Below are 20262 nucleotides of genomic sequence, written 5' to 3' on the forward strand. Positions count from 1 at the left end.
GGGCTTTTTATCGCTCTTTGTAACAGCCAGGCAGTGACGCGTTAGTGGCGGCCGTGATGACCCTCGAAGCGTGAAACGTTAGAGAGCTTCGGATTGGCTTTAGGGTTTTTGCGATAAAGCAGTGCCATTTTGCCAATCGTTTGCACGACGTCGGCGCGGCTGCCGGTGACCAGTTCGTTTAGCATGGCCGCACGGTCGTCACGCTCAGGCAGGGCAAGTTTTACCTTGATAAGCTCGTGATCGTTGAGCGCGCGGTTGAGTTCTGTGAGCAAATTTTCGGAGACGCCGTTTTCAGAAACGGTGACCACTGGGTTCAAATGGTGGCCAATGCTGCGAAATGCTTTCTTTTGTGCCTGTGACAAGCTCATGGTATCTTGCGGTATCCCGGTTAGCGCTTAACGTTCCATCTTACGGTGAAATGCCACCAAGTGAAAGCTATCGCGTTAATGCGCCCATCTCTATATTGCAGTGTTAGATTCTGATATGCAGCAAAAGCCCCCGAGTCGTAAACATTCAGTGAGCAAAACCAGCAACAACTGGAAGAAAGAGCACTTTGACGACCAGTACGTGAAACAGAGTTGGCAGGATGGTTATCGCTCTCGCGCAAGCTATAAACTGCTGGAGCTGGATGAAAAAGATAAGCTGCTTCGCCCGGGCATGACGATCATTGATCTGGGCGCGGCGCCTGGCGGTTGGAGTCAGATCGCCGCTGAAAAAGTCGGTATGGACGGTGTGGTGATCGCCTCTGACATACTGGAGATGGACGCGCTGGCAGGGGTGGACTTTATTCAAGGCGATTTTACGGAAGAGTCGGTGCTTAATGCGATTCTTGAACGGCTGGGAAATCGTCAGGTAGACCTTGTGATGTCCGACATGGCCCCCAATATGAGTGGTATGGCTGCGATTGACCAGCCTCAGGCTATGTACCTTGTAGAGCTGGCACTAGAGCTCGCCCGTGAGACACTGCCCCCCAAAGGCCGCTTTCTGGCCAAGGTGTTTCAGGGGGAAGGATTTGACGCCTACCTTAAAGAATTGCGCGGCAGTTTTGATCGTGTCGTGATCCGTAAGCCAGATGCCTCGCGGGCTCGTTCGCGGGAAGTCTACTTTCTAGCGGAGGGGTTTCGCGGCTAAACTGACAGGTCGTGCATAGCAAAGATTTATCATCGCGATTGCCAGACAGGCAGGCGCAAGGTGTGTCACATTATACGCATGAGATAAGCGTGATACAGATGGCCCAAAGTTAATAGTGCTTTGGCAATGGTTGAACGCCAGGTACTGGTGTAAGGTCTCAGTATTGGCGTTTAACTGACGGATTCTTGTAATGAGGGTAGCCCCTTGAACGATATGGCGAAGAACCTGATTCTGTGGCTGGTCATCGCGGCTGTGCTACTGACAGTGTTCAACAATTTTAGTACCGAAAGTGCTCCCCAAAGCACCAACTACTCCCAGTTTGTGGAGCAGGTGCAAAATCAGCAGGTGCGTAGCGTTACCATTGATGGCTATACCATTAACGGTGAGCGTACGGACGGTTCGCAGTTCCAGACGATTCGTCCGGCGGCTGAAGACCCCAAGCTGATGGATGACCTGCTAAGCAATAATGTAACGGTTGTGGGTAAAGCGCCAGAGCAGCAAAGCATCTGGACGCGCCTGCTGATCGCAAGCTTCCCGATTCTGTTGATTCTGGCCATCTTTATGTTCTTTATGCGCCAGATGCAGGGCGGTGCTGGTGGCGGTAAAGGCGGCCCGATGAGCTTTGGCAAGTCCAAGGCTAAGCTGCTTTCTCAGGACCAGATCAAAACTACGTTTGCCGATGTAGCTGGCTGTGATGAAGCGAAAGAGGAAGTGGAAGAGCTTGTCGACTTCCTGCGTGATCCAACTAAGTTCCAGCGCCTGGGCGGTACGATCCCTCGCGGTGTATTGATGGTGGGCCCGCCGGGTACAGGTAAAACGCTGCTGGCAAAATCGATTGCCGGTGAAGCCAAGGTGCCGTTCTTCTCGATTTCCGGTTCCGACTTCGTTGAAATGTTTGTGGGTGTCGGTGCATCGCGTGTACGTGACATGTTCGAACAGGCCAAGAAGCAGTCGCCCTGTATTATCTTTATCGATGAGATTGACGCGGTAGGTCGTTCACGCGGTGCCGGTATGGGCGGCGGTAATGATGAGCGTGAGCAGACGCTTAACCAGTTGCTGGTTGAGATGGACGGCTTTGAAGCCAACGAAGGCGTTATCGTGATTGCCGCGACCAACCGTCCGGACGTACTTGACCCAGCGCTGCTGCGCCCGGGCCGTTTTGACCGTCAGGTGACCGTTGGCTTACCAGATATCCGTGGCCGTGAGCATATTCTGGGCGTTCACCTGCGTAAGGTGCCGCTGGCAGAAGACGTTAAACCGTCGATTATTGCGCGTGGAACGCCAGGCTTCTCAGGTGCCGATTTGGCTAACCTGGTGAATGAGTCAGCGCTGTTCGCCGCGCGCCGTAACAAGCGCTTGGTTAGCATGGAAGAGCTGGAGCTTGCCAAAGACAAGATCATGATGGGCGCTGAGCGCAAATCGATGGTCATGACCGATAAAGAGAAGTTGAATACGGCTTATCACGAATCGGGCCATGCGATTATCGGTCTGGTGATGCCTGAGCACGATCCGGTCTACAAGGTAACGATTATTCCGCGCGGTCGGGCATTGGGTGTCACCATGTTCCTGCCCGAGGAAGACCGTTATAGCCTGTCGCGTCAGCAGATTCTTAGCCAGATTTGTTCGCTGTTCGGTGGCCGTATCGCCGAAGAGATGACGCTGGGGGCCAACGGTGTCACCACCGGTGCTTCTAATGACATCAAGCGCGCTACCGAACTGGCTCATAACATGGTCGCGAAATGGGGGCTGTCAGACGAGATGGGCCCGATCATGTACGACGAAGATGAGTCACATCAGTTTCTCGGTGGCCCGGGCCAGGGCGGCAGCAAGATGAAGTCGGGTGACACAACGACGCGTCTTGATAAAGAAGTACGTAAGATTATTGACGATTGTTATGAGCAGGCGCGTCAGATCCTGACCGATAATCGCGATAAACTGGAAGCCATGACCGAAGCGTTGATGAAGTACGAAACCATCGATGCCGACCAGTTGAAAGACATCATGGAAGGCCGTGATCCGCGTCCGCCGGAAGGTTGGAACGACGGTGATTCACCGGGTGGTGGCACGCCCGTTAGCGATGACGCACCGACGACGCAGAACGATTCACCGAACGCCACTGATCATGCGTCTGGTGGTGGTGCTTCAGGGGATGAGGGTGACGAGGATGATGACAAACCTCGCCGACGCCCCTCTGACCCGCTAGGTGGTTCAACGGGCTCCTGATACGCTCCGGCCACTGCAAAGGCGCCCCAATATGGGGCGCCTTTTTGTTATGCTGTTATTCAGGCAGTAGCAGTGCTTCTTTTTAATAGGCAGCCGCATGAAATCAATAATTGACCCCTCTTTATCGCCCGCAATGAATGAGAATGTGCACATGCGTTGCGGGCGCCATGTACTGGATCTCTCTTTTCCTCGCGTTATGGGGATTTTAAATGTTACGCCCGACTCTTTTTCTGATGGTGGTCGGCACGTAGCGCTGGATGACGCGCTGCGTCATGCCGAGCGTATGCTTGCCGAAGGTGCCGCGATTATTGATGTGGGTGGTGAGTCGACGCGCCCCGGGGCTGAGCCGCTAAGTGCTCAAGAGGAACTTGATCGGGTCGCGCCGGTTGTTGAGGCGCTGGTTCGTGAGCTGGACGCGTTGGTATCAGTCGATACCAGCTGCTCGCTGGTGATGCGCGAATCAAGTGCGCTGGGCGCCGGAATGATTAACGACGTGCGTGCGCTTGAGCGTGAAGATGCCTTAATGGCGGCCATTGGCAGCGGGCTTCCTGTCTGTTTAATGCACCGCCAGGGTGAGCCGCAGGATATGCAGCAGTCACCTTCTTATGACCAGCCGGTGGAAGTGGCTGTCGCTGATTATCTAGCGCAGCGTGTCGCGGAGTGCGAGGCTGCTGGCCTGCGTCGCAGCCGTTTGCTGCTCGACCCGGGCTTTGGGTTTGGTAAAACGGTTGAACACAATTTGCGCCTGCTAAAATATATGGATGCCCTGCAGGCGCTTGGTTTGCCGCTATTGGTGGGAATGTCGCGTAAAAGCATGATTGGCAAAGTGCTGGGGCGTCCGGTTGAAGAGCGTTTGGCGGGTGGTCTTGCGCTGTCTGCCATGGCCGTTGAACGTGGCGCTAAAATCCTACGCGTGCACGATGTGGGGCCGACGGTCGATGCCGTTAATATGGCCTGGGCGGTACTCCAGGAGGGGTGCGACATGCCGCGAAACGAGGAAAAATATTCATGACACGACGCTATTTTGGTACCGACGGGATTCGGGGCACGGTCGGACAAGCACCAATCACTGCCGATTTTATGCTCAAGCTTGGTTGGGCAGCGGGCCAGGTATTGCGCCGCGAAAAGGGTCGGACGCGGGTGTTGATTGGTAAAGACACGCGTATTTCAGGTTATATGTTTGAGTCGGCGTTAGAAGCCGGGCTTTCAGCCGCTGGCGTTGATGTGTCGCTTTTGGGGCCCATGCCGACACCAGGTATTGCGTATCTCACCCGCACGTTTCGTGCCGATGCAGGGATCGTGATTTCAGCATCACATAATCCGTTTGATGATAACGGCATCAAGTTTTTCTCGGCAGAGGGCAAAAAGCTCCCCGATGAGACAGAAGACCGTATCGAAGCCATGCTGGAGGCGCCGTTAACGACCGCTGAAGCGGCCCAGCTGGGCAAGGCAACTCGGATCGGTGATGCCGCTGGTCGCTATATCGAGTTTTGCAAATCGACGCTGCCAGACCGCTTAAGCCTGCATGGGCTAAACGTTGTGCTGGATTGCTCCCACGGTGCGACCTATCACATCGCGCCAAACGTGTTTCGCGAGCTAGGTGCAGAGGTCAGCGTTATCGGCGCGTCACCTGACGGCTTGAATATTAACCATCAAGTAGGCTCTACACATCCTGCGGCGCTACGTGCTGCGGTCATCCACCGGGGGGCCGATTTAGGCATCGCATTTGATGGTGATGGGGACCGCGTGTTGATGGTGGATAGTGATGGCCGCGAAATTGATGGCGATGATATTCTCTATTTGATTGCTCGTGACCGTCATGAGAGAGGCCTGTTAGCAGGCGGCGTGGTCGGCACCTTAATGAGTAACTTTGGCCTTGCTGTCGCGCTTGAAAAGCTGGGTATCCCCTTTAAACGGGCCAAGGTGGGCGACCGCTTTGTCATGGAGATGATGGCGGCTAACGAGTGGGAGTTGGGCGGTGAAGCGTCGGGGCATATTGTATGCGGACATGTGCAAACCACTGGTGACGGCATTGTCGCTGTTCTACAGGTGTTGGCATTGATGATCCGTGAGCAAGCATCGCTGCCGGAATTGCTGAAAGGGTTTGAGAAAGTCCCGCAGGCCTTGGTGAATGTGCGCTTGCCCGCTGGGACCTTGGCGCATGATGTCATGGCATTAAGCGCCCTGCAGGACGCTGTTTCTGACGTTGAAAAACAGCTGGGTGATCAAGGGCGGGTGCTGTTGCGGCCCTCCGGCACCGAGCCATTGATACGCGTGATGGTAGAAGGCTGCGGTCACTTGAATGTTGATCAGTTAACTCAGGGGCTGGCTGATCGTGTTCAAGCCTTGCTCAAATAAGGCAGCTGTGCTTGTCAGCGGTTGTCTTGTCAAGGCCGCTCCTATACCATTTCGCTCCACCTTGAGTGAGGAGAGTTCATGCGTACGCCATTAATTGCCGGTAATTGGAAAATGAACGGGTCCGCTGCACTGATAAATGATTTTGGCAGCGTGTTTGCTGATGTCTCGTTACCTGCAGCCTTGGACGTTGTGCTTATTCCCCCCTTTCCTTATCTGGACGCGGCGCGTCAGGCGTTTCGCAATACACCGCTAGCGCTAGGCGCCCAGACGCTCAATCCTATCGAGTCTGGTGCACACACGGGTGAAGTGAGCGGACGTATGCTCAAAGAGTTCGAAGTGGCGTATGTGCTGGTGGGGCACTCCGAGCGTCGCGAGCTGTACCGTGAAAGCGATGAGCAGGTGTTTGATCGCTTATTGGCGGCGCTGGATAATGGCCTGACACCCATTCTGTGTGTGGGTGAGTCACTTGCCGAACGCGATGCAGAAAAGACCATGGATGTGGTATTGCGCCAGGTAGGCTATGCGATGACGCGTTTAGCGCCCGAACAGCGCCAAGCGGTCGTGATTGCCTATGAACCCGTATGGGCGATTGGTACCGGGCGGACAGCAACGCCCGAGCAGGCGCAGGACGTAATGGCCGGCATTCGCGCCTACCTCGCAGAGTTTAGTGCAGCGCTCGCTGAGCAAATGCGGTTGCTCTACGGCGGCAGTATGAACGCAAAAAATGCGGCTGAGCTACTTGCCCAGCCGGATATCGACGGCGGTTTAGTGGGCGGTGCTTCGCTCAAAACCGATGATTTTTACGCCATTTGTCAGTCAGCAGGATAACGCCATGCAAGTTGCAATTCTTATGGTCCACGTGGTGATTGCGGTCGCCCTGGTTGTATTGATCCTGCTTCAGCAGGGTAAAGGTGCCGAAGCGGGTGCCGCGTTTGGAGGCGGTGCCTCACAAACGGTATTTGGCTCGCGCGGTAGCGGTAGCTTTTTATCGCGTACAACCGCGGTTCTGGCAGCAGGTTTTTTCGTAACTTCTATGGCGCTGGCGTACTTTGCAACGCAAGCAGGCCAGGCGCCGGAAGCGGGTATTCCTGATTCACGCCTGATCGAGCAACAGCAAAGCGTTCCAACGCTTGACGATAGCCCTGCAAGTGTGGATAATGCCGCGCCAGTGCTAGAGGAAAGCAGCGAGTAAATGCTTGATGTCGCTTTCTTTAGCCTCCCCTGATGCCGAAGTGGTGGAATTGGTAGACACGCTATCTTGAGGGGGTAGTGACCGTATGGTCGTGCGGGTTCAAGTCCCGCCTTCGGCACCATCTGTTTTGCTGGCTCGCCAGCTTCCCAGACTCTTTATCAAACAACGTTCGTCAAAAAACGTTTTGATAAAGAAACCCAGGTTTAGCGCCTGAGACGAAAAGAGTTCTTGACGTAAGTGGTTCAAGTGTCTATTATCGTCGACCTAGATTGATGCGGGGTGGAGCAGTCTGGTAGCTCGTCGGGCTCATAACCCGAAGGTCATCGGTTCAAATCCGGTCCCCGCTACCATTTCCTGGTAGCACGTTAGATAGGCGAGTAGCCTGACAGATCATGGTAATGAGATGTCGATAAGGGTTAATTGCCAAGTAGGTAAATCCTGCGCTGTGTTCCCTGGTTGGTATTACAGGTTTCTTATGAAAAGCCCCTTCCTGTGAAGGGGCTTTTTGTTAGCAAGCTTTTTGTTAACAAGCGTGTCTCAAGAGCGGATATCGTCCGAGTTGCCGGAGACACATTCCGGGTAACGCCAATCAGCCTCCTGGCTTCTCTAATAACTCCTGGCCAGGTGCCTGATGCAACGGCTATAGGAGCTTTGTCTGTGGCCACTAAACACGCAGCGCTACATGCGCTAATTGAACCTGTCGTCGCCGCCATGGGCTTTGAACTATGGGGTATCGATCATGTTTCCCAAGGCAAGCATTCGCGGTTGGTGGTTTACATCGAAAGCGAAAGCGGTGTCAGTGTGGAAAATTGCGCTGATATTAGTCGCCAAGTCAGTGCTGTGATGGACGTGGAAGATCCCATTCCCGGTGAGTACCGGCTGGAAGTCTCTTCGCCCGGTATGGCACGCCCTTTATATACCCTGGATCAATTTACCCGCTATCAAGGCCACCATGTCGCACTTAAGCTGCGCGTGGCGTTTGATGGACGGCGCAAATACCAGGGGCTCTTGGCAGGTGTCGAGGGTGATGAAGTACTGCTACAACTGGATGGCGAGGAGTTCTGCTTTCCGATTGAAAGCATTGATTCAGCGCACATCGTACCGCAGTTCGACGATTAACCGGGTGGCGGCGCTGCCGGCAGGCTGCCGGGGTGATGCACAAAAGGACAGGTTTTCTGGCGAGGCAAACGCATGAGTAAAGAAATTTTAATGGTCGTTGACGCGATCTCCAACGAAAAAGGCGTCCCCCGGGATGTCATCTTCGAGGCGGTAGAAGCGGCTCTTGCGAGCGCGTCACGCAAGCGTTTTGAAAATGAAGAAGCCAATGTACGGGTGCGTATCGACCGCCGTACAGGGGAATACGACACCTTCCGCTACTGGACAGTGGTTGAAGATGACGAATTCGAAACGCCAGATTACGAAATCAAAGAGACCATCGCCGAGCAGCGCGACCCGCCTTTGAAACTTGGCGACGTTGTCGAACAGCAGATCGAAAACGCGATGTTTGGACGTATTGCCGCCCAAACTGCCAAGCAGGTCATCGTACAAAAAGTGCGTGAAGCTGAGCGCGCTGAAGTGGTTCGCCAATATGCGGACCGTGAAGGCGAGCTGGTGGCCGGTATTGTCAAAAAGACCACTCGCGACGGCCTGATTATCGATTTGGGCGAGAATGCTGAAGCCTTCTTGCCGCGCAATGAGATGATCCACGGCGAGCGTTACCGCATGAACGAGCGGGTTCGCGCACTGCTGGTTAAAGTTGACCCGGATGCACGGGGCGCCCAGTTGCAGCTGTCGCGTACCAACCCGGCGTTGATTATCGAGCTGTTTAAAATTGAAGTACCTGAAATCGCTGAACAGCTGATTGAGATTAAAGGGGCTGCGCGCGACCCTGGCTCACGTGCCAAAATTGCCGTTAAGACCAATGATCGCCGCATCGACCCGGTAGGGGCGTGTGTGGGGATGCGTGGTTCACGCGTTCAGGCTGTTTCGTCTGAGCTGCAAAATGAGCGTGTCGATATCGTGCTGTGGGACGACAATCCCGCCCAGCTGGTCATTAATGCCATGGCGCCCGCTGATGTTGGGTCTATCCTTGTCGACGAGGATGCCCACGCAATGGACGTGGCGGTTGCTCAGGATAACCTGGCACAGGCAATTGGGCGTAGTGGTCAAAACGTACGCTTGGCGTCAGAGCTTACCGGCTGGCGTATCAACGTGATGACCGAAGAAGAAGCTGACTCCAAGCGCGAGCAGGAGATTGATAGCTTGGTGGACACGTTCGTTCAGCACCTTGAAGTGGACGAAGACGTGGCCCGCCTGCTGGTAGAAGAAGGGTTTACTACCCTGGAAGAAGTTGCCTACGTGCCGCTTGAAGAAATGCTCGAGATCGAAGAGTTCGATGAAGATCTGGTTGAAGAGCTGCGTGCACGTGCGAAAGACGAGCTGCTGACGATGGCGATTGCCTCGGAAGAAGCGCTAGACGGTGCCCAGCCAGCAACTGATCTGCTGGAAATGGACGGCATGGAGCGCCATCTGGCCTTCATTCTGGCTAGCCGTGGCATTGTCACTATGGAAGATCTCGCCGAGCAGTCTGTCGACGATCTGGTCGATATCGAGGAGTTGGACGAAGCGCGCGCAGCGGCACTGATCATGACTGCCCGTGCGCCCTGGTTTGAAGACGATAACGCATCGGATTCGAACACACAGTAAACAGGTCACGGGCTGAGGAGGGTCACTATGTCAGATATGACAGTTAAAGATTTTGCAGTAAAGGTGGGCCGTGATGTGCCCCGCCTACTAGAACAGATGAAAGAAGCTGGCTTGAAGCACGCCTCTGAAGGCGATGCCGTGTCTGAAGAAGACAAGCAGAAATTGCTGACTTTTCTGAAGAAAAGCCATGGCGGCGACAGCGACACTGATACAAGCAAAAACCGTATCACGCTGACCCGTAAAACGCGCAGCCGTATTAAAACCGGCGAACGCGGTAAAACGATTGAAGTGCAAGTACGTAAGAAAAAAACGTACGTTAAAAGTGCCGAAGAGGATAAGCCGAAAGTCGCTGAGTCCAAGCATTCAGGTCCGCGTCAGTTGGTAGGCGATATGGCCGAAGCCGAAGCCGAGCGTAAAGCGCGCGAAGCACGTGAAGCTGCCGAGAAAGCAGCCGCCGCTAAAGCCAAAGCTGCGGAAGACGCCGCGCGTAAAGAAGCCGAAGCGAAAGCAGCGGCTGAGCCTAAACTTGAAGTGCCCGAACTTCAGATCGAAGCTGCGCCAGCGACAGAGGAAATGCCGCCAGCACCGCCGAAAGAAGGCCGTACCGACCGTCGTACCGCACCGCCCAAGAAAGCTGTCGCGAAGAAAAAAGGTCGTGATGACGAAGATGACCGTGGTGATCGCGAAGAGCGTAAGCGCGGCGGCGGGGCGAAGAAAGTAAAACGTGCCGAGCGTCGTGGCGGCCGCCGTGGCCCAAGTCAGAGCGGCAATGGCAAGCACGGCTTCCAAAAGCCGACTCAGCCGATCGTACGTGAAGTATCGATCCCTGAGTCAATCAGCGTGGCTGAGCTTGCCGACAAAATGTCGATCAAGGCCAACGAAGTCATCAAGGCCATGTTTAACATGGGCGCGGCCGTGACCATCAACCAAACGATTGACCAGGATACAGCGGCCATCGTAGTGGAAGAGATGGGCCACAAGGTCAAGCTGGTGAAAGATGACGCGCTGGAAACGGAAATGCTTGAAGGCATCTCCTATGAAGGCGAAGAGATCACCCGCTCTCCCGTCGTGACCGTTATGGGCCACGTTGACCACGGTAAGACCTCACTGCTGGACTACATTCGCCGTGCCAAAGTGGCCACCGGTGAAGCGGGTGGTATCACCCAGCATATCGGTGCTTACCACGTTGAAGACAGCCATGGTGGCGTGACCTTCCTGGATACCCCCGGCCACGCGGCGTTTACCGCCATGCGTGCTCGTGGTGCCAAGGCAACCGACGTGGTTATCCTGGTGGTCGCTGCTGACGACGGCGTGATGCCCCAGACCATTGAGGCGATCGAGCACTCCAAAGCGGCTGAGGTACCCATGGTCGTTGCGGTGAACAAGGTCGATAAGATTGGTGTTGATTTTGACCGCATTCGTAACGAACTCTCGCAGCACGGCGTAATTTCCGAAGAGTGGGGCGGTGATACGCAGTTTGTACACGTTTCCGCCAAGACCGGTGACGGTATTGAAGAGCTGCTGGAAGCGATTCAGCTGGTTTCTGAAGTACTTGAGCTGAAAGCAGTGCCGTCGGCACCTGCTAAAGGCGTTGTCGTTGAGTCACGTCTTGACCGAGGTCGTGGCCCGGTTGCCACCGTACTGGTTCAAAACGGTACGCTGCAGAAAGGCGACATCGTTCTGGCTGGCCTGCACTACGGCCGTGTACGTGCGCTGACCAACGAACTTGGCCTGCAGGTTGAGAGCGTTGGCCCGGCCATGCCCGTTGAGATTCAGGGCCTGGACGGTACGCCGGATGCGGGTGATGACTTCATGGTCGTGGCCGATGAGAAGAAAGCACGTGAAGTGGCTAACTTCCGTCAAGGCAAGTACCGCGAAGTACGTCTGGCGCGTCAGCAGAAAGCCAAGCTTGAGAACATGTTTAGCCAGATGGGTCAGGATGAAGTGGCCAAGGTTAATATCGTTCTTAAAGCCGACGTACAAGGCTCTCTGGAGGCGATTAAAGGTGCCCTGGAAGAACTCTCCACTGATGAAGTACAAGTGGCTGTGGTCTCTTCAGGTGTTGGTGGTATCACCGGTACTGACGCCAACCTGGCGCTTGCCTCTGAGGCAATCGTGGTCGGCTTCAACGTCCGTGCCGACGCCGCTGCCCGCGAGATTATCGAGCGTGAAGGCCTGGATCTGCGTTACTACAGCGTCATCTACCACTTGATCGATGAGGTCAAGCAGGCGATGAGCGGTATGCTCGCCCCCGACTGGAAAGAAGAAATCGTCGGTGTTGCCGAAGTGCGCGATGTGTTCCGTGCGCCGAAGATCGGTGCAGTGGCGGGTTGTATGGTCGTCGAAGGTTCCGTGTCCCGCAGCAAACGCATCCGCGTACTGCGTGACAACGTGGTCATCTACGAAGGCGAGCTCGAATCGCTGCGCCGCTTCAAGGACGACGTACAAGAAGTGCGTAACGGTATGGAGTGTGGCATCGGCGTGAAGAACTACAACGATGTCCAGGTCGGCGACAAGATCGAAGTCTTCGATCAAGTCAGAGTCGAGCGCAGCCTGTAAGGCCGCGAGGAGACAACCATGCGCGAATTTAAGCGTACCGACCGAGTAGCCGACCAGCTCCAGAAGGAGCTGGCGGTACTTATTCAACGCGAAGTGAAAGACCCGCGTTTGGGCATGATCACGGTGAGCGGCGTAACCGTTAGCCGTGATCTTGGCTACGCCGATATCCATGTCACCCTGTTGGGTGAGCAGGAGCCTGAGCGTATCAAAGAGAACCTGCAGGTGCTTAAGCGTGCCGCCGGTTTTCTAAGAAGCCAGGTTGCCAAACGCATTCAGCTGCGCCATGTCCCCGAACTGCGTTTTCATTACGATGAGAGCGTGGTGCGTGGGCAGCACCTCTCTTCCCTGATTGAAGAGGCCGTGTCGACTGACCGGGCCCGTCAAGTGGATGAAGAGGGTGACTCTGATCAAGGTGAGGAGACGCGCTAATGGCTCGTCGCCGTCGCGGTTTACCGGTCAATGGGGTATTACTGCTGGATAAGCCCAAGGGCGTTTCCAGCAACCATGCCCTACAGCGTGTACGTCGTTTGTTCGAGGCCCAAAAAGCCGGACATACCGGCACGCTGGACCCCATGGCAACCGGCTTATTGCCGATTTGCCTGGGCGAGGCCACCAAGTTCTCCGCGCACCTGCTGGAAGCCGACAAGATGTATCGCACCCGCGTTGAGCTGGGTGTGATCACCGACACCGGTGATGCAGAAGGCACGGTGATTGAGCGCCGCGATGTGCCGTCGTTAACAGCGGATGACGTTGAAGCCGCGATTGCGCGCTTTCGCGGTGAGATCGATCAAGTGCCGCCGATGTATTCGGCGCTCAAGCATCAGGGCAAAAAACTCTATGAGCTGGCCCGTGAGGGTAAGCAGGTAGAGCGTGCAGCGCGGCGGGTAAGCGTGTATGATGCGCGCCTGCTTGCGTTTGACGGCGAAGCCTTCGAGCTTGAAGTCACCTGCAGCAAGGGGACTTACATCCGTACGCTGGCCGAAGATATCGGTTTGGCGCTGGGGTGTGGTGCTCACATCAGTCAGCTCCGCAGGCTCAAAACCGGGCCTTTTACGGGTGACGCGATGTGGACCCTCGAAGCGCTTGAGGCATTGGCGGATCAGGCCTCGCGTGAGGCTGAATTAATGCCCGCTGATGTGCTGGTGGATCATCTGCCGACGCTTGAGGTGGACGAAACGGCTTACGGGCGCTTAGCCCACGGCCAATCAGTCAACTTGAGTATTGGTACGCTGGCTCCCGATGCATTGGCAAGACTTTATTATGCTGAGACGTTTATCGGCCTCGGTGTTGTAAAAGGTGCTCAGGAAGTAGCACCCAAGCGGCTGTTAAGTACCGTCGCTATCTCGTAAGAGTCCGGGTGAAACGTTGCAAGGATGTGACGATTTACGCGAAAATAGCACTTGAAATAGTACTGGAAACGGTACTTGAAATAGTGCTGGAAACAGTACGTCGAAAAGAGTCGCCTGAGACTGCAAATATGCGTGGTCTCACCCATTAAATTTTAGGCATATTGCTTACTGGAGAGACAGATGGCATTAACCGCTGAAACGAAAGCCGAAATCGTCAACGAATACGGCCGCGGCGATAACGATACCGGTTCCCCTGAAGTACAGGTTGCACTGCTGAGCGCCAACATCAATGGCCTGCAGGACCACTTCAAAACCAACAAGCAGGATCACCACTCGCGTCGTGGTCTGATCCGCATGGTAAACCAGCGTCGTAAACTGCTGGACTACCTGAAGCGTAAAGATTTCGAACGCTATCAGTCTCTGATCCAGCGTTTAGGTCTGCGCCGCTAAGTTATTGTTGGCGAAGATTGAGAAACGGGCAGCTCCTTGTGAGCTGCCCGTTTTGCGTTGAGACATATACCATTGATAGTACATTTTAATGTGCGGTTTTCCGTACATGTATAGGTGACTGCTTGTGCGGAAAAAACTCGATTGGTTGGAATGAGGTCTTCGCCCTTTGTAGTGTTGGGGGTTTTCAAGCCTCTGAAATAATAAAGCGGAATTACGAAAGGAATGAAGTTTGCTGTAATGTATGTGGCGTACTGAGGTGCCTAAACGCAATGCGCCTTGGATTTTTGTAAATCAGTTCAGGATGGAGATAATATCAATGAAAACATCCCTCGCCGGAATTGGCATTTTCACGCTTACTGCGTTACTCCCTGCTTCGGTCATGGCTGAAACCGGAAGCAACCGCAATGCTCTCGGTTCACCAAACCCGCAACAAATACTCTATGTCGGCAATAGCTATCAATACTACAACAACAGTCTGCACAACTACGTCAAGCGTATGGCGGAAGCCGCCTATCCGGATATTGCGGATCAGCTCAACAGCAAATCTGTAACCATTTCCGGAGCTTATTTGTCGCAACACGACATAAAAAGCTATCTGTTCCCAGACGCTCTGGGCCTGCCTGATCCGTTTGATGTTGTGGTTCTACAAGGACACAGTGGCGCGGCTTTGAGCGACGAGAAGCGACAAGATTTTCGTGACGCGGTTCTACGGCATCACAAAGCCATCGAAGCGACGGGGGCAGAGAGCGTGCTCTATATGACGCCTGCCTACAGCGAAGATCATAATAGCTACGATCCTGGCATGACTGACAAGATCGAAGAATTGTATACCGCTGTCGGCAATGAGCTTGATGTTCTGGTAATTCCGGTCGGCCTTGCCTTTCAGAATGCCTATGAGCAGCGCCCAGAGCTGGCTTTGCATGTCGATTATGACGGTAGCCACCCTTCACCAGAAGGCAGCTACCTAGCGGCCGCCACAGTGTTTTCGGCTCTTTACGACACATCTGTGGTCGGTAACCCGTACACTTACTACGGTCGAATCGACGAGGATGATGCTGCCTTTTTACAGCAAGTCGCTGAAGACACGGTAGCGGAGTACTACCGTCGCTAAGACCATCAAGCCATAGCCTTATTTAGTAAGGTGTCTACCACCTGCAGCCGCTTAATCTGTGATTCAGAATTGAGCATGGCTGTTGGTCCTGATTTGGCGACATCGCTGTGTTCGCTAGCGGAGGCTGCCGAATATGGGCGATACACCATGGATATGCACCCGGTGATTTTGGGTTTCTGGTAGCCGTATGGCGCTACAGCGCCTAGAATGGTGGCGAGTCAAAACGACCCAAACGAATAGACAAGTAGATATTAATGTTAAAGGAAGTCGCCGTGAATCCGGTAAAAAAAACGTTTCAGTACGGTCGTAGCACCGTCACGCTAGAAACCGGGCGTATCGCTCGTCAAGCCACAGGTGCCGTCATGGTCACTATGGAAGATACCGTTGTGCTGTGTACCGTGGTGGCGCGTAAAGAAGCCAACCCCAGCCAACCCTTTTTTCCGCTCTCGGTTCATTACCAGGAAAAAACCTACGCAGTAGGTAAAATTCCCGGCGGCTTCTTTAAGCGCGAAGGGCGTCCGACCGAGAAAGAAACTCTGACCTCGCGTCTGATCGATCGTCCGATCCGTCCGCTTTTCCCCAAAGGCTTTATGAACGAAGTGCAGGTTATCTGTACCGTTCTTTCCACTGATCGTAACCACGATCCGGATATTGCCGCGATGCTGGGTACCTCCGCTGCACTCAGCATTTCTGGCGTGCCGTTCAACGGCCCGATCGGCGCTGCGCGCGTTGGCTTCAACGAAGAGCAAGGTTATTTCCTTAACCCGACCGTTGAAGAGCTCGCGACTTCTGAACTGAACATGGTGGTTGCCGGTACTGAAAATGCTGTGCTGATGGTCGAGTCCGAAGCCAAAGAGCTTCTGGAAGACGAAATGCTGGGCGCCGTACTGTTTGGTCATCAGGAAATGCAGGTCGCGGTTAGCGCGATTAACGAACTGGTTCAAGAGGCCGGAAAACCGCGTTGGGACTGGCAGCCAGCCGCTGAGAACGTGGCGCTGAAAACCGCCATTGCGGATGCGTTTGAAGCTCAGGTGGGCGATGCCTATCGCATCACCGATAAGATGCAGCGCCAAGACGCGCTAGCAGCTCTGAAAGATCAGGCGGTTGAGCAGTTGGCAGTCGTTGACGGCGAGCCGGTTAACGACAAGTTCAGCAAAGACGAAGTAAAAGGTGCCTTTGCTGGTCTTGAGAAGCGCGTTGTACGTTCACGCGTTGTAAAAGGTGAGCCGCGCATTGATGGCCGTGACAACTTCACCGTGCGCCCGCTGGCGATCGAAGTGGGCGTGCTGCCCAAGACTCACGGTTCGGCGGTGTTCACTCGCGGTGAGACCCAAGCGATTGCAGTGGCAACGCTGGGCACCCTGCGTGACTCTCAGTTGATCGAGTCGCTGGAAGGCGAGCGTAAAGACCGCTTTATGCTGCACTACAACTTCCCTCCCTACTCGGTCGGTGAAGCGGGCTTTATGGGTGGCCCGAAACGTCGTGAAATCGGCCATGGCCGTTTGGCACGTCGTGGTATTCAAGCCATGCTGCCGTCCGAAGAAGATTTCCCCTACACCATTCGCGTGGTATCGGAAATTACCGAATCCAACGGTTCAAGCTCAATGGCTTCGGTATGTGGCTCCTCGCTTGCGCTGATGGATGCGGGTGTACCGCTGAAAGCGCCGGTGGCGGGTATCGCCATGGGCCTGGTGAAAGACGAAGATGGCTACGCGGTACTGACCGATATCCTGGGTGATGAAGATCACCTTGGCGATATGGACTTTAAAGTTGCCGGTTCAGAGGAGGGTGTTACTGCCCTGCAGATGGACATCAAGATCGAAGGCATCAACGAAGAAATCATGGAGACCGCGCTTCAGCAAGCCCACAAAGCGCGTCTGGGTATCCTTGAGCAGATGAACGTGGTCATTAGCCAGAGCCGTACCGACGTCTCCGATAATGCGCCTTCCATGGCCACTATCAAGATCGACCCGGACAAGATCCGTGACGTTATTGGTAAAGGCGGCGCCACCATTCGCAAGATTTGCGATGATACCGGCGCGTCTATCGACCTCGATGACGACGGCACCGTGCGCATCTACGCTGAAGACAAGGCAGCGGCGAAAAAAGCCATCGATACCGTATTGGCGATTACGGCAGAAGCGGAAATTGGCAAGCTGTATAACGGCAAGGTCGTACGTATTGCTGACTTCGGTGCCTTTGTGAACATCATGCCGGGTACGGATGGTCTTGTGCATATTTCGCAAATCGTGGCTGAGCGCGTTAACAACGTGCGCGATTTCCTGAACGAAGGCGACGACGTGATTGTGAAGGTGCTCGACATCGATAACCGCAACCGCGTGAAGCTCTCGATGAAAGAGATCGCTGAAGAAGAGAAAGCAGCGTTTGCCGCTGAAAGTGAGAACACCGCGGACTAAGTCGCCGTAAGGTTGTCTCTTCCGCCCCCGTAGCCCCTGGTTGCGGGGGCGGAGTCGTTTGGTTGAAAGAAAGTGTGATTAAAAGAGCGTTTGGTTGGGTGGACGTTTAGTTAGAAGGAAGTAGGCATGGAGAAGGAACAGGCACCGCGTTGGTGGGCGGTGGTCGCCGTGATGATCGGCATTTTTCTATTGGTAACCGCTGAACAGCTGCCTATCGGGTTGTTGTCTCAGGTGGCTTCATCCATGGATGTAACGCCCGGTATCGCTGGCTTGATGGTAACGGTACCGGGCGTGGTCGCCGCTTTTTCGGCACCGCTACTGCCCGTGGCGGTAGGCCGGTTGGATAGACGCATTATGCTCACGCTACTCATGGTCGTCATGGTGATTGGTAGCGTGCTTTCAGCACTGGCCAGTAGCTTTATTCTGCTGCTGGGCGCCCGCGTGCTGGTGGGTGTCAGCATTGGCGGTTATTGGGCCGTGGCCGGGAGTATTGCTCCGCGCTTGGTGCCCAGCGATAAAGTGCCCAAGGCCATGACGATTATTTTTGGCGGCGTAGCCGCTGCATCGGTACTTGGCGTGCCACTGGGTACCTTACTGGGTGATCTAAGCAACTGGCGAATCGCGTTTGGGGCTTTGGGCGGTTTTAGCCTGTTAACCGCACTGGCACTGTGGTGCTGGCTGCCGCCACTGCCACCCAGGGAGCCAGTCCGCCTCAAAGTGCTGGCCCAGCAGTTCACTAGCCGTGGCGTTCGGGTCGCGGTTCTGGTCACGGGCTTTGTGGTTGTCGGACACTTTGCAGCGTACACCTTCATTAGCCCTATCCTTCAGGAGATAAGCGGTGTAGCTCAGCGCCATGTGGGCAGCTTGCTGCTACTGTATGGGGCGGCAGGAATTCTGGGCAATATCGCCGCAGGCATGTTCGCTGGGCGCCATCCTTATCGGGCGGTGCTGGCGATCCCAAGCTTGCTGCTATTGGTGGTGGCGTCTTTCCCGCTGCTCGGGGTCGAGCCTGTCAGCGGCGTGCTGCTACTCATGGTATGGGGGGCCGCGTTTGGCAGCGTGTCGGTGAGCATACAGACGTGGATTTTACGCACCGCACCCAATACCGAAGCCGCGACCGCCTTGATGGCCTTTGTGTTCAACCTCTCCATTGGGCTGGGCGCGATGGTCGGTGGCCGGGTTGTTGATGCTACTAGCCTGCCTATTACCATGTGGGCCGCATCGGGCCTATTCTTGCTGGGCGCGCTGTTGGTATGGCGAACACCCGCCACCATTGTGGGTGAAAAGCACCGCTAAGTGCCCCATGAGTGTTAGATGTCAGGTGCGAAGCCTTGAGGCATAAAAATGCCCCTGTCAGTGACAGGGGCATTTACATTTTAAGCGTTAATCGCCGAGATCAGGGGCGCTCAATCGCCAGTGCCACCCCTTGGCCGCCGCCGATACACAGCGTCGCCAGGCCTTTCTTGGCATCCCGGGCAATCATCTCATGAAGGAGTGATACCAGCACGCGACAGCCAGAAGCACCAATCGGGTGGCCCAGGGCAATCGCGCCACCGTTGACGTTGACCTTGGATATATCCCAGCCCAGCTCTTTCTGAACAGAAAGGGCCTGTGCCGCAAAAGCCTCGTTGGCTTCCGCCAGGTCCAGGTCCTCCAGGCTCCAGCCGGCTTTTTCCAGGCAGCGACGGGTAGCAGGCACGGGGCCAATACCCATAATGGCAGGGTCTACGCCCGCATTGGCATAAGCGGCAATACGTGCCAGCGGCTCAAGACCTAACGCCTTGGCTTTTTCTGCCGAGCAGATCATCACAACGGCCGCGCCATCGTTCAATGAGGAGGCGTTACCTGCGGTAACGGTGCCATCCTTTTTGAACGCTGGGCGCATGCCCGTCAGCTTTTCAGCGGTAATTTCGCGCGGGTTCTCGTCGGTATCAAACACAACGGGATCGCCTTTGCGCTGGGGGATCTGCACCGGCACGATCTGGCTTTTAAATTTGCCCTCTTTAATGGCGTTGGCAGCGTTCTGTTGCGACTGAGCGGCAAACGCGTCCATTTCCTCGCGGGTAATGCCGTATTTTTCAGCCAGGTTTTCGGCGGTGATGCCCATATGATAGTCGTTGAACGCATCCCAAAGACCGTCATGCACCATGGTATCAATGGCTTTCCAATCGCCCATGCGCTGACCAGTGCGCGAATGGGGCAATACATGGGGAGACGCCGACATGTTTTCCTGCCCACCCGCCAGAATCAGCTCAGCGTCGCCACAGCGAATCGCTTGTGTTGCAAGATGCACGGCTTTTAGGCCTGAGCCACATACCTTGTTGATTGTCATGGCCGGTACAGAGGCCGGCAGGCCCGCTTTAATTGCCGCCTGACGAGCAGGGTTTTGCCCTACGCCCGCCGTCAGTACTTGGCCGAGGAGTACTTCGTCCACCTGGTCGGGGGAAACGCCGGTTGATTCAAGGATATCCTTTATCACTAACGCGCCAAGCTCGCTTGCAGGAATGCCTGCCAGTGAACCGCCAAAGGAACCGACCGCAGTGCGGCGAGCCGCAACAATGACCACTTCTTGCATGAGATGACTCCTAACGTGAGTAAGGTAGACTGCCTGTTTTGCTATTTTGTTTGTACGGGCCTGTTTTTACGGACCTGTTTTACTGTCTGTTCTTGCTATCTGTTCTTACTGCCTGATGTACTGAGCATAACCTACGCTATCTGTTTTTTATGTCAGGCTTGCTACTCAGCATAGGGGAAAGTTGTGCGTTG

17 protein-coding genes and 2 tRNA genes are annotated in these 20262 nt (G+C 54.9%); 17 read left to right on the top strand and 2 right to left on the bottom strand.

Annotated features, from left to right (window positions below):
* Positions 1 to 41: 41 nt before the first annotated feature.
* Positions 42 to 368 carry a ribosome assembly RNA-binding protein YhbY gene (yhbY, locus tag ACT3RQ_RS07495; protein WP_087108709.1) on the bottom strand — a complete coding sequence of 109 codons (327 nt, stop codon included), beginning with the start codon at positions 366 to 368 and terminating at the stop codon, positions 42 to 44.
* Between the two features lie 115 nt (positions 369 to 483).
* On the opposite strand from yhbY, the gene rlmE reads away from it, so the two are divergent.
* The 17 genes from rlmE to ACT3RQ_RS07580 all read left to right on the top strand — a co-directional run bounded on the left by rlmE (position 484) and on the right by ACT3RQ_RS07580 (position 18792).
* Positions 484 to 1131: a 23S rRNA (uridine(2552)-2'-O)-methyltransferase RlmE gene (gene rlmE / locus ACT3RQ_RS07500; protein ID WP_172117600.1), complete on the top strand. Its 648-nt coding sequence runs from the start codon at positions 484 to 486 to the stop codon at positions 1129 to 1131.
* A gap of 204 nt (positions 1132 to 1335) precedes the next feature.
* A complete protein-coding gene (ftsH, locus tag ACT3RQ_RS07505; RefSeq protein ID WP_444680241.1) occupies positions 1336 to 3354 on the top strand; it encodes an ATP-dependent zinc metalloprotease FtsH in 2019 nt (672 codons plus the stop codon).
* Positions 3355 to 3451: 97 nt separating this feature from the next.
* Entirely contained in the window at positions 3452 to 4366 is a 915-nt protein-coding gene (gene folP, locus ACT3RQ_RS07510; protein ID WP_444680242.1) for a dihydropteroate synthase, read from the top strand.
* On the top strand, positions 4363 to 5712 hold the full coding sequence (gene glmM, locus ACT3RQ_RS07515) for a phosphoglucosamine mutase (protein ID WP_444680243.1): 1350 nt from the start codon (positions 4363 to 4365) through the stop codon (positions 5710 to 5712). The genes folP and glmM overlap by 4 nt, the downstream gene beginning before the upstream one ends.
* 78 nt (positions 5713 to 5790) lie before the next feature.
* A complete protein-coding gene (gene tpiA / locus ACT3RQ_RS07520; protein WP_444680244.1) occupies positions 5791 to 6540 on the top strand; it encodes a triose-phosphate isomerase in 750 nt (249 codons plus the stop codon).
* Positions 6541 to 6544: 4 nt separating this feature from the next.
* On the top strand, positions 6545 to 6904 hold the full coding sequence (gene secG / locus ACT3RQ_RS07525) for a preprotein translocase subunit SecG (protein WP_444680245.1): 360 nt from the start codon (positions 6545 to 6547) through the stop codon (positions 6902 to 6904).
* A gap of 34 nt (positions 6905 to 6938) precedes the next feature.
* Positions 6939 to 7025 (top strand) — tRNA-Leu (locus tag ACT3RQ_RS07530).
* Positions 7026 to 7177: 152 nt separating this feature from the next.
* Positions 7178 to 7254: transfer RNA gene (locus ACT3RQ_RS07535), tRNA-Met, on the top strand.
* Between the two features lie 307 nt (positions 7255 to 7561).
* On the top strand, positions 7562 to 8023 hold the full coding sequence (gene rimP, locus ACT3RQ_RS07540) for a ribosome maturation factor RimP (RefSeq protein ID WP_172117595.1): 462 nt from the start codon (positions 7562 to 7564) through the stop codon (positions 8021 to 8023).
* Between the two features lie 72 nt (positions 8024 to 8095).
* Complete coding sequence (gene nusA / locus ACT3RQ_RS07545) at positions 8096 to 9610, top strand: transcription termination factor NusA (protein WP_172117594.1); 1515 nt, start codon at positions 8096 to 8098, stop codon at positions 9608 to 9610.
* Positions 9611 to 9637: 27 nt separating this feature from the next.
* Positions 9638 to 12169, top strand: coding sequence for a translation initiation factor IF-2 (gene infB / locus ACT3RQ_RS07550; protein ID WP_444680246.1), 2532 nt, complete (start codon positions 9638 to 9640; stop codon positions 12167 to 12169).
* Positions 12170 to 12187: 18 nt separating this feature from the next.
* Complete coding sequence (gene rbfA / locus ACT3RQ_RS07555) at positions 12188 to 12598, top strand: 30S ribosome-binding factor RbfA (RefSeq protein WP_444680247.1); 411 nt, start codon at positions 12188 to 12190, stop codon at positions 12596 to 12598.
* Positions 12598 to 13518: a tRNA pseudouridine(55) synthase TruB gene (gene truB, locus ACT3RQ_RS07560; RefSeq protein WP_444680248.1), complete on the top strand. Its 921-nt coding sequence runs from the start codon at positions 12598 to 12600 to the stop codon at positions 13516 to 13518. The genes rbfA and truB overlap by 1 nt, the downstream gene beginning before the upstream one ends.
* A 180-nt stretch (positions 13519 to 13698) precedes the next feature.
* Complete coding sequence (gene rpsO, locus ACT3RQ_RS07565) at positions 13699 to 13968, top strand: 30S ribosomal protein S15 (RefSeq protein ID WP_018917553.1); 270 nt, start codon at positions 13699 to 13701, stop codon at positions 13966 to 13968.
* 316 nt (positions 13969 to 14284) lie between these two features.
* Positions 14285 to 15079 (top strand): DUF4886 domain-containing protein, encoded by a 795-nt coding sequence (locus ACT3RQ_RS07570; RefSeq protein ID WP_444680249.1) that lies wholly within the window; start codon positions 14285 to 14287, stop codon positions 15077 to 15079.
* A 254-nt stretch (positions 15080 to 15333) separates the two neighbouring features.
* Positions 15334 to 17496, top strand: a complete 2163-nt coding sequence (gene pnp / locus ACT3RQ_RS07575) for a polyribonucleotide nucleotidyltransferase (RefSeq protein WP_444680250.1) — start codon at positions 15334 to 15336, stop codon at positions 17494 to 17496.
* 126 nt (positions 17497 to 17622) lie between these two features.
* A complete protein-coding gene (locus tag ACT3RQ_RS07580; protein ID WP_444680251.1) occupies positions 17623 to 18792 on the top strand; it encodes an MFS transporter in 1170 nt (389 codons plus the stop codon).
* 100 nt (positions 18793 to 18892) lie between these two features.
* On the opposite strand, the gene ACT3RQ_RS07585 is transcribed toward ACT3RQ_RS07580, so the two are convergent.
* Positions 18893 to 20071 (bottom strand): acetyl-CoA C-acetyltransferase, encoded by a 1179-nt coding sequence (locus ACT3RQ_RS07585; protein WP_444680252.1) that lies wholly within the window; start codon positions 20069 to 20071, stop codon positions 18893 to 18895.
* Positions 20072 to 20262: the final 191 nt, after the last annotated feature.

The sequence above is a fragment of the Halomonas sp. AOP43-D1-4 genome (assembly GCF_052446175.1).
GTDB lineage: Bacteria > Pseudomonadota > Gammaproteobacteria > Pseudomonadales > Halomonadaceae > Vreelandella > Vreelandella citrativorans.